General features: G+C 73.7%; 13 protein-coding genes. 2 read left to right on the top strand and 11 right to left on the bottom strand.

Translation table 11 applies throughout. From position 1 onward, the window contains the following. Nucleotides 1-5: 5 nt before the first annotated feature. The 3 genes from OG440_RS40805 to OG440_RS40815 form a co-directional block, all read right to left on the bottom strand. Nucleotides 6-932 carry a GNAT family N-acetyltransferase gene (locus OG440_RS40805; RefSeq protein WP_331739266.1) on the bottom strand — a complete coding sequence of 309 codons (927 nt, stop codon included), beginning with the start codon at nucleotides 930-932 and terminating at the stop codon, nucleotides 6-8. Nucleotides 933-1,610: 678 nt separating this feature from the next. Further along, nucleotides 1,611-3,011 carry an FAD-binding protein gene (locus OG440_RS40810; RefSeq protein ID WP_331739269.1) on the bottom strand — a complete coding sequence of 467 codons (1,401 nt, stop codon included), beginning with the start codon at nucleotides 3,009-3,011 and terminating at the stop codon, nucleotides 1,611-1,613. Nucleotides 3,012-3,072: 61 nt separating this feature from the next. After that, entirely contained in the window at nucleotides 3,073-4,605 is a 1,533-nt protein-coding gene (locus OG440_RS40815) for a class I SAM-dependent methyltransferase (protein ID WP_331739272.1), read from the bottom strand. A 350-nt stretch (nucleotides 4,606-4,955) separates the two neighbouring features. On the opposite strand from OG440_RS40815, the gene OG440_RS40820 reads away from it, so the two are divergent. Then, the gene (locus OG440_RS40820; RefSeq protein ID WP_331739274.1) at nucleotides 4,956-6,143 is read left to right on the top strand and encodes an epoxide hydrolase family protein; all 1,188 of its coding nucleotides are present in this window, start codon (nucleotides 4,956-4,958) and stop codon (nucleotides 6,141-6,143) included. Between the two features lie 207 nt (nucleotides 6,144-6,350). Then, nucleotides 6,351-7,760 (top strand): extracellular solute-binding protein, encoded by a 1,410-nt coding sequence (locus tag OG440_RS40825; RefSeq protein WP_331739277.1) that lies wholly within the window; start codon nucleotides 6,351-6,353, stop codon nucleotides 7,758-7,760. A 58-nt stretch (nucleotides 7,761-7,818) separates the two neighbouring features. Here the strand turns inward: OG440_RS40825 and OG440_RS40830 are convergent, their stop codons facing one another. The 8 genes from OG440_RS40830 to OG440_RS40865 all read right to left on the bottom strand — a co-directional run bounded on the left by OG440_RS40830 (nucleotide 7,819) and on the right by OG440_RS40865 (nucleotide 16,236). Further along, entirely contained in the window at nucleotides 7,819-8,028 is a 210-nt protein-coding gene (locus OG440_RS40830; RefSeq protein WP_331739279.1) for a DUF6052 family protein, read from the bottom strand. Beyond that, nucleotides 7,997-9,307, bottom strand: coding sequence for an AMP-binding protein (locus OG440_RS40835; protein WP_331739282.1), 1,311 nt, complete (start codon nucleotides 9,305-9,307; stop codon nucleotides 7,997-7,999). Before OG440_RS40835 ends, OG440_RS40830 begins: the two co-directional genes overlap by 32 nt. 99 nt (nucleotides 9,308-9,406) lie before the next feature. Then, complete coding sequence (locus OG440_RS40840) at nucleotides 9,407-10,063, bottom strand: aminodeoxychorismate/anthranilate synthase component II (protein WP_331739285.1); 657 nt, start codon at nucleotides 10,061-10,063, stop codon at nucleotides 9,407-9,409. 5 nt (nucleotides 10,064-10,068) lie between these two features. Next, complete coding sequence (locus OG440_RS40845; RefSeq protein WP_331739286.1) at nucleotides 10,069-11,583, bottom strand: anthranilate synthase component I family protein; 1,515 nt, start codon at nucleotides 11,581-11,583, stop codon at nucleotides 10,069-10,071. Nucleotides 11,584-11,600: 17 nt separating this feature from the next. After that, complete coding sequence (locus OG440_RS40850; protein ID WP_331739288.1) at nucleotides 11,601-13,004, bottom strand: AMP-binding protein; 1,404 nt, start codon at nucleotides 13,002-13,004, stop codon at nucleotides 11,601-11,603. Next, nucleotides 13,001-13,708 carry an NAD(P)H-dependent oxidoreductase gene (locus OG440_RS40855; protein ID WP_331739291.1) on the bottom strand — a complete coding sequence of 236 codons (708 nt, stop codon included), beginning with the start codon at nucleotides 13,706-13,708 and terminating at the stop codon, nucleotides 13,001-13,003. The genes OG440_RS40850 and OG440_RS40855 overlap by 4 nt, the downstream gene beginning before the upstream one ends. A gap of 279 nt (nucleotides 13,709-13,987) precedes the next feature. Further along, complete coding sequence (locus OG440_RS40860) at nucleotides 13,988-15,220, bottom strand: cytochrome P450 (RefSeq protein ID WP_331739293.1); 1,233 nt, start codon at nucleotides 15,218-15,220, stop codon at nucleotides 13,988-13,990. Between the two features lie 53 nt (nucleotides 15,221-15,273). Then, nucleotides 15,274-16,236, bottom strand: a complete 963-nt coding sequence (locus OG440_RS40865; RefSeq protein ID WP_331739464.1) for a methyltransferase — start codon at nucleotides 16,234-16,236, stop codon at nucleotides 15,274-15,276. Between the last annotated feature and the right edge of the window lie 147 nt (nucleotides 16,237-16,383).

Raw genomic sequence — 16,383 nt, forward strand, 5'->3', positions numbered from 1 at the left:
CCGGATCAGAGTTCGGGTGCGCGGTGGTAGCGCGTCATCGCGCGTTCGCCCTGGATGGCGAGCGCGCGGTGCAGGCCCTTGGGGTCGATGAGCTGGGCGGTGTCGACGGCGATCAGGGCGTGGGAGCAGCCCCGGCGGTGCAGTTCCGCGAGGGCGGCGGTCACCAGCGCCAGGCCGACGCCCAGGCCGCGCGAGGCGGGGGCGACGGCGGCTTCCAGGATGCGGCCCCCGCCGCTCGCCGCCTGCGCCAGGACGTGACCGGCGGGGCGGCCGGCGATCTCCAGGAGCAGCGCGTACCCCGAGATCTCGTACAGCCGCCGGATCCGGGCGCGGAAGACGGCCGGATCGTGCGTCTTGGGGACTCGGGCGCGGTTGCGCAGGTGGAGCCGGTGCAGCTCGTCCGTGTCGTCGGCCGGCACGGCCGCGCGGATGAGGCCGTCGCGGGGAAGGGCTGTCGGCAGCGTCTCGTGCGTGAGGCCGACGTCGTACTGGGTGATCGTGGCGCCGGGCACGAAGCCGGTCTCCTCCAGGACGCGCGGCAGCACGGTGTCACCGTCGAGAATCCCGCCGACGTCCACCCCGTACCCGGTGCCGTGCTCCACCGCGAGGGTGTCGGTGCGGTCCAGCAGGTGCAGGATCAGGAAGCGGGCGGCCGCGGCGCCGCGCCGGCCGGGCAGGACCGTGAGCGCCGCCTCGACGGAGGCGCCGCCGCTCGGGGCCAGCGACCCCCAGCCCAGCATTTCGTCGCCGGGACCGGTCAGGCACCAGCTGTTGTCCTCGTAGTCCGGATGCGAGATCGCCAGCAGGATGTCCTCGCGGGTGCAGGTGGCCGTGCCCGTGCTGCTCTCCTCGTAGGCCCTGACCAGGCGCACCAGTGCGTCCACGGAGACGTCGGTGGAGCGTCTGAGGACGAATTCTCCGGGCAGGGTCATGGAATGGGTGCCCCCTTCCTGGGGATCGGGTCAACCGTCAGACGACCGGTCATCGCCCGAGGCGTCCAATGCGGCGGAAGACGGCGCTGCCGCGAGGCGCGGGAAAGGTTGTCGCCGTGCGTGCGGCGGCCCGGGGGGCGGCCCGCGGCGCGGCATCCGCGGGGGAACGCCCGGCCGGACGCGGTCAGCGTCTGCCAGGGCGGCCGGTGCGGGGGCGGGCCGGTCCGGCGCCGTGTGGGGCACGGACGGACAGCGGGGGCGGTAAGCGCCGGCCGCCGAGTGGACGGTCCGCGGCGGGGGGTTCGCCGCTCGGCCGTGCGGCCGGGTAGGACCGGGCCGTGCCCGGCGCCCGGCGCCGCGCGGCGGGTTTGCGGGAGCACACGCCGGCGGAACCCGCTCTCGCGGTGCGGCGCGGGGCAGGGAAGCGGCATCCGGCACACTGCACGGCACCACACCGCCCTTCGCTCCGGCCAACGGGTCTCGACGTATCCGGATGCTACTTGGCGAAGTCGGCGTCGGCCTTCTTCGAGATTGCTCATTGTCGCCGTGACGTGCGGAGAACGGTCACCTCGGCCGGGCGGGCGCCGGCCGAGGTGACCGCCTCCGCGAGGGACGCGCACGGTCAGTGAGGAAACGATTTGCTCCAGTGCTCCCAAGGCCCCGGCGGCACCCGACCGGTCAGCTCTGTCCATCGCGGACCCGGCCGACCGCGCCGGGAGCGACGTCCCCGGCGAACACGCCCCGCGGATCGAAACGGGCGCGCACCCGGGCGACGGTGTCCGCCCGGTCCTCCCCGAAGTGCCGCTGCGGACGCTCGTAGCCCTCCACCAGGGACGGCAGCGTGTACCCCGTGTCCCAGGGAGCCAGCGCGGCCCGCACGGTGGCGCAATGGGCGTGCAGCGCCTCGACGGTGACCGGTCCGAAGGGCGGGCCCGATCCCATGTAGGCGTACGCCGCGTCGACCCGCGACAGCGCGCCGCCCTCCGGGTGATCCTGCGCGAACGCCCCGCCGAGCTGGCGCAGCGTGGCCACGGCGAGCGGTGAGCCCGACCTCTCCCCCACGACGTCCAGGAAGGCCGCGGCGCCCTCGTCGCCCAGCTCGCGCAGCAGCAGGTGGTCGCCGACGAAGGGGACCGGGTCGGCAGGGTCCATATGGGCGTCCAGCACCCCGGCCGGGCCCGTCTCCGCCCAGGTGTCCAGCAACGGTTCGGTGATCTCGCGCAGCGGACCCAGGAGTTCGGCCGCGCTCTCGCGGGCCGCGGCGACGTCCTCGTCCCGGCGCGCGAGGACGGCGCCGTCGACGCAGAGCACGGGCCCGGCGGCGAGCTGCGGCGGAACGCCGGGCACCGGCGGCAGGTTCATGAGGCGCAGCGAGGTCGTCGCCTCGCGCGGCGCGTGCCGGGCCCAGGCGCGCCAGCACTCCAGCAGCGGCCCGGCGTGGGCGGCGGACCAGTATCCGGCGCCGGTGACGACCTTCGCGACCGGGAAGAGCGCGATCTCGACACAGGTGACGACGCCGAACCCGCCGCCCCCGCCGCGCAGCGCCCAGAACAGCTCCGGCTCGTGTACGGCGTCGGCGCGCACCGACTGCCCGTCGGCGGTGACCAGCTCGATCGCGCGGAGGGTGTTGACGGCCAGGCCGGTGCTGCGACCGTAGAAGCTGACCCCGCCGCCGAGCAGATAGCCGACGACGCCTACTCCCTCGGCGGAGCCGTGGGCGGCGGCCAGCCCGTGCGGGGCCGCGGCCCGCACGACGTCGCCCCAGGTGGTGCCGGCCGGGACGCGGGCGACGCGGCGCGCGGTGTCGATCTCGACGCCGCCGGTCAGCCGGGTGCGCACGAGCAGGGCGCCGTCGGCGGGCCGTACGGCGCCCGAGGCGTGCCCGGTGGTGTGCGTGCGCACCGGCAGACCGGCCCGGACCGCCGCGCGCACCGCGGCGCGCACCTCCTCGGCGCTGCGGGCGGTGACGGCGGCCGCCGGACGCTGCGGGGCCGCGAGGTTGAACACGGCGGCGGCCTGCTCGTACTCCGGGCTGCCGGGCCGTGCGAGGACGGCGTCGCGGACGTCGGAGGGGGTCATGAACGGTTCCTTCCGTAGCGGCGGCCCGTACGGTCCGCGGAGCGGGGCGGCCGGCGGACTGTCATGCGTCGCGGACGGCGGTGATGAACACGAAGGTGCCCGGGCCGCTCTCCTCACGGACCGTCAGGCCCGCCTCGGTCAGCCAGCGTTCGAGGTCGCGCGGATCGAACAGGCGCAGTCCGCCCTCGTGCTGCGGGAAGCGGTGGGCCGACTGGAAGTAGCGGTAGACGGGATCCTCGGAACGGCGGAACGTCATCACGGTGAAGGTGCCGCCGGGACGCAGGACGCGGCCGACCTCGGCGATGGCGGCCGGCGCCTCGTCGTAGAAGGCCTGAAGGGCGTTCCAGCACACGACCGCGCCGACGGAGGCGTCGGCGAAGGGCAGGTCCGCGGCGCCCGCCAGCACGGCGGGCACGTCGGGCAGGCGGCCGCGCAGCACGTTGAGCATGGGCAGCGAGCTGTCGACCGCGACGAGCCGGTCGGCGCCGACGGCGTCGGCGACGACGGCGGTCCACCTGCCGGCTCCGGCGGCGAGGTCGACCACGGGGCCGTCGACGGGCGTCACGTGCTCGGCGATGTAGCGGTCCTCGTCGGCGGGGGTGACCAGGCCGCCCCAGTTCGCGCCGGCGACGCGCAGGAACGACGGGCGGGCCACGGCCTCGTAGAACAGGCCCATGCTGGGTACCTGGGAGAGCTTCTCCAGGAAGTCGTCCACGGTGCCGTCCTCGTCGGCGGGGGCGGTCAGGTCGAGGATGCCGGACGCGGCCGGGTACCGGACCGCGCAGCCGGCGCAGGTGAACCACCCCTCGCCCGGCCGGAGCGCGCCGCGGCAGGCGGGGCAGCGCAGCGCGGCGGCGTGCGCGGCGATCAGCTCGGTTCCGGTGGCGGGCGCGGCGGCGTGGGCCCGGTCGGGTACGACGGCGGCCGGGGCGTCGGCCGGGGCCCCGTGGCACACCGCCCAGTAGGCGCGGGCGCCGATGGTGCCGAGCACCGTGCGGGTGTCGTTGTCCCAGGCGGCCAGGAGCTGGTGCGGGGTCAGGGCCGCGATCCAGCTCTGGTCGAAGGCGAGTTCGTCCTCGTTGAGGGTCCAGGCGGACGGGGAGGGCCACACCCGGCCCAGCGCGGGCCGGGCCGGGTCGAGTTCGCTCAGGGCACGGTCAAGGCGGGAGACGTCCGCCGCGTCCAGTTCCAGACCGGCGGCCGCGCGCAGGATCTCGTCGCGGTCCGCCGGGAAGTGCGACAGCAGGTAGAGCAGGGCGAGGGCCACAGGGGTGCCGCCGTCCTCGGCGCGCAGCAGTCGGAGGTACCGGGCGAGACCGGCGCGCACCGCGCGCGTCACCGGGCCCGCGCTGGTGGGGTGTTCGGCCTCGGCGAGCAGGCCGAGCAGGATCGCCAGATGCCCGCGGCGCTCCTTCCCGGCCCGTTCGAGACCCGCCACCAGGGCGGGTACGGCGTCGAGGGCCGACGCGGTGGGCTCGCCGTCCTCCCACACCTCGTCCACCAGCAGGCGGAAGCGCCGCGCGGTGTGCTCCGGCGGGGCATCCACGAAGGCGTCGACCGAGGTGTCGGTGACCAGGGCGGTGGCAGCATTCATCTGGCGTCCTTCCCGAATCGGTGCGGCGTCACCTGGCATCGCCCGGCGCGCGCGGGTGACCGGCGCGCTGACCTGCGCCGAAGCGGCCGACCGCCTTGGATGGTGTCAGTGCCGCCGGAGCCGCTGCATCTTCTGAACTGCCTACTTCCGCGGCCGTCGTGCGGACCTCGCCAGGTCGCCCGCCCCGGTCGGCGCACGCAGCAATCCGCAAGATGCGGCGGCCGCGGGCGGCGGCGCACGATACGGCCGGACGCGCGGGTTTCGGGAACGGTCCCGCCGGGCGAGCCATGTGACCTCCTTCAGCGAGCCGCGGCCTTCACCGCGCGGACCCGACCTCCTCGGAGCACTTCATGCATCCCTTCCGTATCGACATCCCGCAGGAGCAGTTGGACGACCTGCGCCGACGGCTGGAGGCGACCCGCTGGCCCGACGAGCTGGCCGGTGTCGGCTGGAGCCGCGGGGTACCGCTCGACTATCTGAAGGAGCTCGCCGAGTACTGGCGCACGTCGTTCGACTGGCGTGCGGCCGAGGCGCGGCTGAACGCGCACCCGCAGTTCGTCACCGAGATCGACGGCGCCCCGGTGCACTTCCTGCACATCACCTCGCCCGAGCCGGACGCCACCCCGCTGCTGCTCACGCACGGCTGGCCGGGTTCGGTCGCCGAATTCCTCGACGTGATCGGCCCGCTGTCCGACCCGAGGAGCCACGGCCTGGATCCGGCCCAGGCGTTCCACCTGGTCATCCCGTCGATCCCGGGCTACGGCTTCTCCCGTCCGCTGCCGCAGAGCGGCTGGGACACGGGCCGGATCGCCCGCGCGTGGGCCCGGCTGATGGCGGATCTGGGATACGACCGGTATCTCGCGCAGGGCGGCGACGCCGGATCGGTGATCTCCCTGGAGCTCGGCCGGATCGACCCCGAGCACGTCATCGGGGTGCATGTGAACATGCTGATGACCTTCCCGTCGGGCGACCCCGCCGAGCTCGCCGGGCTCGGCCCCTCCGACCAGGCCCGCCTGGGGAAGCTGGCCCGCTTCGACGCGGAGCTGTCGGGCTACATGAAGGTCCAGCAGACCCGCCCGCAGACGCTGGCGTACGCGCTGACGGACTCGCCGGTGGGCCAGCTGGCCTGGATCGTGGAGAAGTTCCTGGACTGGACCGCGGCCGAGCAGCGGCCGGAGGAGGCGGTCGACCGCGACCTGCTGCTGACCATCGTCTCGATCTACTGGCTGACGGCCACGGCCGGTTCGTCGGCGCAGTTCTACTTCGAGGGCGCCGAAGCGGTGCGGGCGGCCGCGTCCGGCGCGGCGCCGCCGCCGCTGACGGTGCCGGTGGGCGTCGCCGTCTTCCCGCACGACATCTTCGTGCCCATCCGCGGCTTCGCCGAGCGCGACCTCCCCACCCTCACGCACTGGACCGAGTTCGAGCATGGCGGGCACTTCGCGGCGCTCGAACAGCCCACCGCCCTGACCGGCGACATCCGCGCGTTCGCGCGTTCCCTCACGTCCGTCACCGCCACCGCCACCGCCACCGCCGCCTGAGCCGGCATCCGTCAGACAGAGAAAGAAAGAGGACCTGCTGCGCCGTGCCTCACGTTCTCTCAACTCCCGTGTGAGTGACGGGTGTCGGTCGGTCGGCGGTGGACTTCGGTCCGCCCTGGCGGCGAACCGACTCTTCCAGCCCTGCTCCGCAAGAACGTCGTTTCCTTCCCGGCCCGAAGGCCGGGGTATCCACGAAAGAAGGCCCCGATGACCACACCGACCGTGATCGACGTCTGGGTGGCCGACCTGACGTTCCCCGGCTACATGGACCGGCTGCACCGGCTGGGCGCCGCGTTCGAGGAGGCGCACCCCGAATACCGGATCAACATCGAGGGCCGGGACTTCCGCAACCTGTCCCTGGAGATCGCCGAGGCCGCCGCCGCGGGGCGCCCGCCGGCCGTCGCGGAGTTCTACTTCGCCGTCACCCAGGCCGCGCACGACATGCGCGGGAGCGACGGCGCGCCGCTGTTCACGTCGGTCCAGCGGGCGATCGCCGGCCGCGCCGAGATCCTCGGCGAACCGGTCGTCGTCGACGACCTCCTGCCGGCCGTGCGCGAGTACTACTCCCGCGACGGCGACCTGGTCTCGATGCCCGCCGTCGTCACGGCGATGCTGATCTACGGCAACCAGGACCTCCTGCGGGCCGCGGGCGTCGAGCGGCTGCCCCGTACCTGGGAGGAGATCGAGACCGCGTGCGAGGCGGTCGCGGCCATCAAGGACGGTCCGCGCGCGGGAGTGACCTGGGCCAACCACGGTCTGTTCTTCCAGCAGGCGCTCGCCGTCCAGGGCGGCCTGCTGGCCGATCACGACAACGGCCGCGCGGGCCGGGCCGGCCGCGTGGACCTGTCGTCGAAGGAGATGCTCACCTGGGTCGAGTACTGGCAGCGGCTGCACCAGCGGGGCCACTACCTGTACACCGGCAAGATCCCGGACTGGGAGGGCAACCTCAAGGCGTTCGCCGACCAGGACGTGGCGCTGCGCGTCACCTCGTCCAACGACCTCAACTACATGGCCCAGGCCGCCGAGCACGCCGGTTTCGAGATGACGGTCGGCCGTTTCCCCGGCCGGGCGGACGAGCCGTACGGCGGCAACATCATCGCCGGCACCTCGCTGTGGCTGACCGCCGGTCTGGACGAGGCGACGCAGGACGGGGCCCTGGCGTTCATGCAGTTCCTCAACAACCCGCGCAACGCGGCGGACCGCCACATCGCGAGCAGCTTCGTACCGGTCACCCGCTCGTCGTACCGGCTCCTGGAGGACGAGGGCTGGTTCGAGGCGCACCCCTACCACCGGCTCGCCAGCGGCCAGCTCGGCGGCTACGCCGAGGGCGAGGGCACGGGCGTGCCGCCGTGCCGGGGCGCGCTGTTCGGTGACTTCGCCGGCGCGCAGGACGTGATGACACGCGCGATGGACGACGTCCTGCGGCACGGCGCGGACGCGGCCGACCGGTTCGGCCGGGCGACGCGGGAGGCGCAGACGCTGCTCGACGCCTACGAGCGCGACCGCGTCGACAACGGTGTGCGCGACCCGCAGAGTCTGCGGGTGGAGTACTTCACCGGCGCCGAGGCCTACACCGGCGCGCAGCTGGAGAACGCGGTGCGCGGCAGCAACGGCTGACGGCGGACGTGTCGAAGGGGGCGCCCCGGGCGGGGCGCCCCCTTCGGCGTGTGCGCCGTCAGGCCACGAGGGTGCGCGACGGCTCGCGGTAGTAGTCGAACTCGACGGCCTGGCCGTCGAGGGCGATGCGCAGCTCGGCCAGGCAGGCCCGCACCGAGGCGAGCACCGCGGGCACCCGGACGGTCTGCGCCAGGTGGGTCAGCGTGCGGTAGCTCTCGATCAGATGGAGCTCCTGCTCAGCCGTGAGGGGTGAGGACTCGTTCGTCATGGAGTCGTGCCGCCTTCCATTGCGATCGGGGCAGGCTGCCGGCGGGGGCGAGCTCCACCACGGGACGGATGCCGATCTCGCGCTTGAACTCCTCCGCGACCCGGCCGCACAGCGCGTCGGCGGCCTCCGCGGGGAGCTCGCCCGCGTCGACCCTGACGTGGACGGTGTCGAGCCCGCGTACGGTGCGGATGGACGACTGGAACTCGTTGACCTCGTCGAAGGAGCGGACGACGTCCTCGATCATCACCGGGGTGACGGACACCCCGCGGATCTTGCGCATGTCGTCGACGCGCCGCAGGATGCCGCCGTCGTAGAAGTCCCAGGTGCGGCCGCAGCCGCACTCGGTGTGCGGGCGCCTGACGACGATGTCCTCGGTCCAGTGGCGGAAGAGCTGGACGCCCTCGCGGGAGAGTCCCGTGGTGACGCGGACGCCCTCCTCGCCGTACCCGACGGGCTGTCCGGTCTCGGGGTGAAGCACCTCGTCGTAGCAGGACTGCTCGTTGATGTGGCAGGCGTTGCGCCGCGAGGGGCACTCGAACATGAAGACGCCGCCGAACTCGGTGGTGCCGGCCGCGTTGAAGACGCGGGCGCCGAAGGCCTCCTCGATGGTGCGGGTGGTGAAGTCGGAGCGCGGTTCCGCCCCCGCCAGGATGACGTTCACATTGGCCTCGCGGGCGAGGTCGACGCCCATCTCGCGGGCCGTCTCGATCAGCCGCATGGCGTAGCTGGGGGTCAGGCCGAGGACCTCGATCCGCTGCTCCACCAGCAGGCGGACGCGGGTGCGGGAGTCGAGGCCGCCGGAGGGGAAGACGGTGCAGCCCATGCGCTCCAGCGCGTAGTGCATGCCCCAGAAGCCGGCGAGCAGGCCGTAGCCGAAGCACACCATGCCCTTGTGGTGCGGGCGCACCCCGTTGGCGTACAGCGCGGTGCAGAAGGTGTCGACGCACCACACCCAGTCCCGCTCGGTGTCGAAGGTGCGCACCGGCGGGTTGCCGCTGGTGCCGCTCGTCTGGTGGTGGCGCACGCCCGTCGACGGGTCGAGCGAGGGCCAGGTGCCGTAGGGAGGCGCCTGCTCCTCGGCCCGCAGCAGGTCCGCCTTGTGCAGCAGGGGCATCCGGGCGCCGTAGTCGGCGAGCGAGGTGATGCCGTCGGGGATCCGGCCGGCCCAGAAGGGCGAGGACCGGCGGGCGTGGTCGAGCGCGTCCCTGAGCCGCCGCCACTGCCAGGACTCCAGCCGTTCGCGCGGCATGGTCTCCGCTGTGCTGTTCCAGTAGTCCACGTGGGTCTCCGATGTCCCCCGGCAGCTGTGACAGGGAAATCCTGTCCCTCGCCGCACCGGCGGCGCATCTTTGCGCGTGCGGTACGTGGCCGGCCGGCGTCAGGCCGCCGTCGCCGCGGCCGCGGCGACGGCCGGGCGGGTGCCGAACGCCCGTACCGAGCCGAGGAAGTTGGTGATGACGGTCATGCCGTGGTCGGTGCGGAAGCTCTCGGGGTGGAACTGGACCGACTCCACGGGCAGGGTGCGGTGGCGCAGCCCCATCACATAGCGGTCGTCCGCGGAGCGGGCGGTGACCTCCAGACAGCTCGGCACCGTGTCCTCGGGCACGATCAGGGAGTGGTAGCGGGTCGCCTCGAACACGTCGGGCACGTGGGCGAGCAGGCCGCGTCCGTCGTGGCGGATCCGGCTGGTCTTGCCGTGCATGAGATGGCGGGCGGGCACCACGCTCGCGCCGTAGGCGCGGCCGATCGCCTGGTGTCCCAGACACACCCCGAACAGCGGGAGGCGCCCGGCGAAGGCCCGCACGATCTCCACGTGCCCCGACTCGTCCGGGTGCCCGGGGCCGGGCCCGAGGAGTATCCCGTCGAGCCCCATGGCGGGCACGTCGGTCAGCCTGAGCGCGTTGGAACGGACGACGAGGGGGGCGGCGCCCGCCGACATCAGGTACTGGCGCAGGATGTCGACGAAGCTGTCGAAGGCGTCGATCACCAGTATCCGCGGGGGCGTGGGGCCCGGGGCGGGCCGGACGGGGAACATCCGGTTCACAGCAGTTCCTTTCCGGTGACCGCCCAGTGGGCGGCGCTCATCTTGGCCAGCGTCTCGCGCCATTCGGCGCCGGGATCGGAGTCGGCGACGATGCCCGCCGACGCGCGGGTGCGGTACACGCCGTCACGGTGGAACAGGGTGCGGATGCACAGGGAGAGATTGGTGTAGCCACCGACGTCGAGTACGCCGAGCGCGCCCGCGTACAGGCCGCGGCGGCTGTGCTCGACGGACTCGATGATCTCCATGGCGCGGATCTTGGGGGCCCCGGTCATGGTTCCGGCGGGGAACAGGGCGGCGATCATGTCGAAGGCGTCCTTGTCGTCCTCGGCCTGCCCCCGCACGGTCGACACGAGGTGCAGCACGTGCGAGTAGCCTTCGACGCCGAGCCGGTCGGGTACCTGCAGGGTGTCGGCCCGGCAGATCCGGCCGATGTCGTTGCGGCACAGATCGACCAGCATGGTGTGCTCGGCGACTTCCTTGGGGTCGGTGGACAGCCGCAGGGCGCCGGCCTCGTCGTCGCCGGTGCGCGGCAGGGTGCCGGCGATGGGCCGCATGGTGACGGCGCCGTCCTCGACGCGCACGAACAGCTCGGGGCTCGCGCCGATGACACACTGCCCGGCCAGGCTCGCCAGGTACATGAACGGCGAGGCGTTGCGGCGGCGCAGCCGCTGGTAGACGTCCACCGGCGGGGCCGGGGAGCGGATGGTCAGCTCGTGCCCTATCTGCACCTGGTAGATGTCGCCGACGGCGATGTGCTTCAGGCACCGCTCGACGTCGGCGGCGAAGCGGTCGGGGCAGCTGTCGTCGGTGACGACGGCCTCGGGGAAGGTGTCCGCGGCGGGCTCGGGGTGGGTGTGCCCGGCCTCCGCCAGGAGGCGTACCACGGCCTGGTGGTCGAGCGGCTCCCAGTGCGCGGACTCGTGCAGCAGCAGCTCGGCGCGGCCGTCCTCGCGGTCGGCGACCACGCATCCCTGGTGCAGCACGAGATGGACGTCGGGCAGGTCCGGGCGCTCCTCGATGAGGTGGGGGAGGTCCTCGACGTAGCGGACGGTGTCGTAGCCGAAGTAGGCGAGGAAGCCGAAGCGGAAGCGGGTGGGCGAGCCCTCGGCGTCGAACATCCGCTGCGCGGCGCGCAGCAGCGCCCACAGGTCCTTGAAGGAGCGCAGCCGCAGGGTGGCGTGCCCCTCGCCCGTCCGGTCCGCGCTCCCCCCGTCCGCGTCGGCGGGCACCAGCAGCGGCCGGGCCCGCTCGAGCAACAGCGCGACGAGGCCGGGCCGTCCCGTCACACGCACCGCTCCGTCGGTGACGGACAACGACAGCAGCGTGCCGAAGCCGGCGAACTGGTAGCGGCGGTCGCGCAGGGGGCCGGCCGCGGATTCCAGGAGGTAGACCTCGTCGGGCCCGAAACGCTCGGCGAGGGCGCGGTAGGCGGGGAGCATCGCCGGCTGGGGCAGGTCGCGCACGCGCGTGGTCACGCGGATCGCGGCGGGCGCCGGGGGACGGTCGGTCATGGCACGGTCCTTCGCATTCACGTGGTGATCGCGTAGCGGTGCGCAACCTCTAGGGCGGTGCGCGCCGCGCCGTCCGGCCCGGACCGGCGATCGAGCACCCGAGCCGCCTTCCAGCTGACGAACGACCCCGTGTGCGTCACCGGATCGATGTCGGTGTCGACCACGACGCGGACCTGCGCGCCGGTGCGCTCGCGCAGCCGGGCGGTGACGGCCGCGGCGACCCGGTCCGGCCGCGCCGTGCCGGGCAGGAGGTCCATGCGGACGGTGACCCGGTCGCCGCCGTCCGGGGCGCGGTCGACGACGACCTGGTAGCCCAGGCAGCCGCGGACGTCCGTCAGCACGGCGGCCTCCAGTTCGGCCGGCCACAGCAGGCCGTCGCCGAGCCGGATGCGGTCGCCGGCGCGCCCGAGGACCTCGACGACCGGTCCGGGCAGGGCGGAACCGGGTGGCGCGGGCGTGAGCCGGACCAGGTCCCCGGTGCGGTAGCGGATCAGCGGCTTGATGCCCTCGACCAGCATGGTCAGCACCAGTTCACCCGTGCCGTAGGGGCCGAGGGACGCGCCGGTGCCGGGGTCCACCAGCTCGGCCAGGTAGTTCGGTACGGACAGGTGCAGCGTGCCGCTGTCGGCGCCGGCCGCGACGCACAGCGCCTCCTGCGAGCCGTACAGGGCGGGCCGTACGACGGCCTGCGGCCAGACGGTGGAGACGTTCGCCGCGAACTGCGGGGTGCAGATCTCGCCGAGGACGAGGAACAGCTTCACCGGCAGCACGGCCGGGTCGTAGCCGTGGTGCAGGGCCGCCTTGGCCAGGCTCAGGCACAGGGCGGGCGCGCACACCACGACCTCGACGCCCAGCTCCTCGATCAGGCGCAGCGCCTTCTTGAAGCCGACGCGGGGCGATTCGGGCCAGATCTTGACGTGGCAGAGCCCGAGGGTCGCGGCCACGTCGGTGAACACGTCGCCGAACGCGTACAGCTCGGACGGTCCCATCAGACCGACGACCGGTTTGCGGTCTCCGAAGCGGGTGCGCAGCAGGTGCCGCCAGGACTGCTCGACGGCCGTGTTGGAGGTGGCGATGTCCCGGGCGCCTCGCGGACAGGGGGTGGCCGCCCCGGTCGTGCCGTTGGTCTCGTAGTAGATCCGCGCGTCGGCGAGCGGGCCGGACAGCACGTCGTACATCTCGCGCCGCAGGTCGTCCTTGGTGGTGAAGGGCAGGGTGTCCAGCGTCTCGGGGGTGACCGCGTCGATGTCCACGCCGGCGAGATGACGGCGGTAGAACGGCGAGCGCTCGGTGACGTGGCGCAGCACGCCGGTCAGCCGTTCGGCGCGCCAGTCCGCCAGGGCCCGCTCGGTGAGGGTGCCGTCGTGGAAGGCGTCGCCGACCTTTCGGTGGGCGGCGAGGAAGGCGTCGGGGGCGGTCACGGCCGGCCCTGGGGTGCGAGAACGGGCGTGGGTACGTCCTCGAACTCGGCGGCGTTCAGGGCGAGTCCGACGCGCTCGTTGACCTGACGGGAGCTGAGCGGGCCGTCGTCGCCGGTGAGCCTGCGGTGCTCGGCGAGCAGCTCCATCATGTCCGTCATGCGCTCCACGAGCCGGGAGACGTTGGTCAGGCCCTCCTCGTCCTTCAGGGCCTCGCCGCGGTGCAGGGCGTGCACGGTGGCCGGGAAGCCGCTGCCCACCACGATCATCCGGTTGAGCAGGGCGTTGACGGTCAGCTGGGCCCACACCTCGCCGGCGCTGTACCGGCGGGCGACGGAGATGACACCGGCCACCTTGTTGGTCAGGGGCCGGTCGAAGCGCAGATGGCCCACGCCGGCCCGCTCGATGAAGGTCTGCATCAGGCTCGAGGTGCCGAACCCGTGGACCGGGGCGGCGAAGACGATGCCGTCCGCCTCGGCCATCCTGGCCACCACCTCGGCGACGTCGTCGTCCACCGCGCAGGGGATCGTGCGGTAGTTGCAGTCGCCGCACGGGCCGCAGCGGTCCATGCGGATGTCGCGCAGATCGACCGTCTCGAACTCGACCCCGCGCCGCGCCGCGACCCCGGCGGCGTACCGCAGGACGTCGGCGGTGTTGCCGTCGCGTTCCGATCCGTTGATCGCCAGGATCTTGAGTGGTGCTGTCATGAGATGACTCCTTCGAAGATTCGGCGGGTCCGCTGTGGTCGTCGGGTGGGCGGCCGCACGGTGGGTGCGGGCGCTCGACATCGCCAAGTCGTCGTGGGGGGCCTGCCGACTTACGGAAATCGTCACGTCTGCGGGTGCGAGGGCGCATCTCTCTAAATGCTGTGCGCCACCGGCGCCCGCGAAGGGGCGCGGCGCAGGTGCGAGAGGCGCGGCGCAACGGGCGAGGGGCGCGGCGAGGGCCTGGGGCCGGGCGGGCCGGCGCCGGGCGGCCCCGGGCGTTCAGACGCCGAGCGCGAGGGGGTAGGTGTCCAGTCCCCGCACGACCCAGCGGTCGCGGTAGACGGGCCGCTCGGCAGCGGACAGGCGCGGGAAGCGGCGCAGCAGCCGGGGCAGGGCGACGGCGGCCTCGAGGCGGGCGAGGGGCGCGCCGAGGCAGTAGTGGGGCCCCGCGCCGAAACTGAGGGGCTGCGGGGCGCCGCGCCCGGGGGTGAACCGGTCCGGGGCGGTGAAGCGGCGCGGATCCCGGTTGGCGGCGGCCAGGACGAGGGTGAGCCGGGTGCCGCGCGGGACGGCGGTGCCGAGCAGCTCGGTGTCGTGGGCGGCCCAGCGGCTGGTGACGTGGACGGGCGGCTCGTAGCGCAGGATCTCCTCGACGTACGGGTCGGCGAAGTCCGCCTCCTCGCGCAGTCGCCGCGCGTACGGGGCGTGGTCCAGGGCGATCATCACGCCGTGGCCGATGAGGAAGCTCGTGGTCTCGAAACCGGCGGTGAGCAGCACCATGAGATTGCCCGTCAGCTCCTCGTGGCTCAGCCGCTCCGGCTCGTCGCGGTGCACCGAGGCGAGGACGGTGAGGAGGTCCTCGGCGGGTGCGCGGCGGCGCCGCTCGAGGAGTTCCGCGAAGTAGCCGGCGAGCGCGTCCATCGCGGCGTCGGCCCGGTGCAGGCCGGCCGGATCGGAGAACCCGTCGGTGGACACGGCGATGGCGGAGGCGATGTCCCGGAACCAGACCTGGTCCTCCTCCGGGAAGCCGAGCAGCGCCCCGATGACCGCCACCGGCAGCCGGGAGGCGAACTCCGCGACGACGTCGACGGGGTCGCCGTCCGCGCCGAGCACGGCCATGCGGTCCAGGAGCCGGTCGGCCATGTCCTCGACCACCGCGGCGAGTTCGCGCACCCGGGGAGGGGTGAAGGCGAAGCCGACCAGGGATCTCAGGCGGGCGTGGTCGGAGCCGTTGCTGTAGAGCATCGAGCTGGTGAAGGCGCGCAGCGAGGAGTGGGAGCGCCAGGCGGGGTGGGCCGCGTCGAAGGCGGTGCGGTCCTGGACGTGCAGGCGGGTGTCCCGCAGGGCGCGGGCGCACGCGTCGTAGCCGGTGACGACCAGCCGCCCGGGACCTCGCCAGGCGAGGTCGCCGTGGGCGCGGATCGCCTCGTACAGCGGGTAGGGGTCCTGGCGTCCCTGCGCGGTGCCCAGGGCGCCGAACGCCTCCGTCAGGGACAGGGCGGCCTCGGCCATTTCCGGCGTCCTCTCCTGCGGCGGGGTACTCGGCCAGATCCTCGGTGCGCGGTTCAGGCGGCGGTCAGCTCGATGATCGACGAGGGGCCGGCGGGGTGGACGGCGGCCAGGCGCAGGCCGGCGCCCGCGGCGAGGGCGGCGAATTCGGCCACGCCGCGCTCCCCGGCGCCGTAGACGCACAGCATCCGCAGGTCCATGCCGGTGTGCGGGGCGTCGCCGAGGGGGCCGACCGACTCGATGACGAAGACGGAGCCGGTACTGCCCGCGGCCTCGGCGCAGCGGCGCAGTATCGCGGTGGCCGCGTCGTCGTCCCAGTCGTGCAGGATCAGCGAGAGCACGTAGCCGCCGGCGCCGGCGGGCAGGGGGTCGAAGAAGCTCCCGGTGACAGCGTCGGCGCGGTCGTCCAGGCCCGAGGCGGCGAAGTGCCGCTCGGCGCTGCGCACGGCCTCCTCCAGGTCGACGACCGTGCCGCGCAGGCCGGGGTGGGCGGTCAGCAGGGCGGCCAGCAGGGAGCCGTCGCCGCCCCCGACGTCGACGACGTGACGGACTCGGGCCCAGTCGAAGCCCGCGACGACGTCGGGGGCGCGCGCGGCGACGTCGGCGCCCAGCAGGGCGTTGAAGACGGCCGATCGCCCGGGGTCGGCGGCCAGGTCGTCCCAGTAGGAGCGGCCGTACCGGACGGGGAAGGCGGCCTCCCCGGTGGTGACGCTGTGCAGCAGTTCCACGAAGGAGAGTTCGCCGCGGCCGCCGGTGTGGATGTCGAACCAGGCGCGCAGACCGGCCGGATGGGACTCGCACAGGGGCCGGCCCAGTTCGGTCAGGGTGTAGCGGCCGTCCGCGTCACGGTCGAGGACCCCGCGCACGCTCAGGTAGCGCAGCAGCCGTTCCAGGGCGCCGGGGTGGGCGCCGACCACCTCGGCCAGGGCCGCCGCCGTGTCCGTGCCGGCCGCGATGTGGTCGGCGAGCCGCAAGGTCGCGGCCACACGCACGGCCATGGGCGTGCCCAGGTTCGCCATCCGCCACAGCTTGGCGGCGCTGCCGTCCTCGTCGCCCCACACGGGTGCCCTCCTTCGTCGGCGGGCACAGCCCGGGTCCGTGGTGTCATCCTCGCGGAGTACCGGGCGCGGGCCATCTCCTGGATTGCGCTCCTGCCGCGCAGGCGG

The organism is Streptomyces sp. NBC_00637 (assembly GCF_045161545.1).
In the GTDB taxonomy this organism is placed as follows: Bacteria; Actinomycetota; Actinomycetes; order Streptomycetales; family Streptomycetaceae; genus Streptomyces.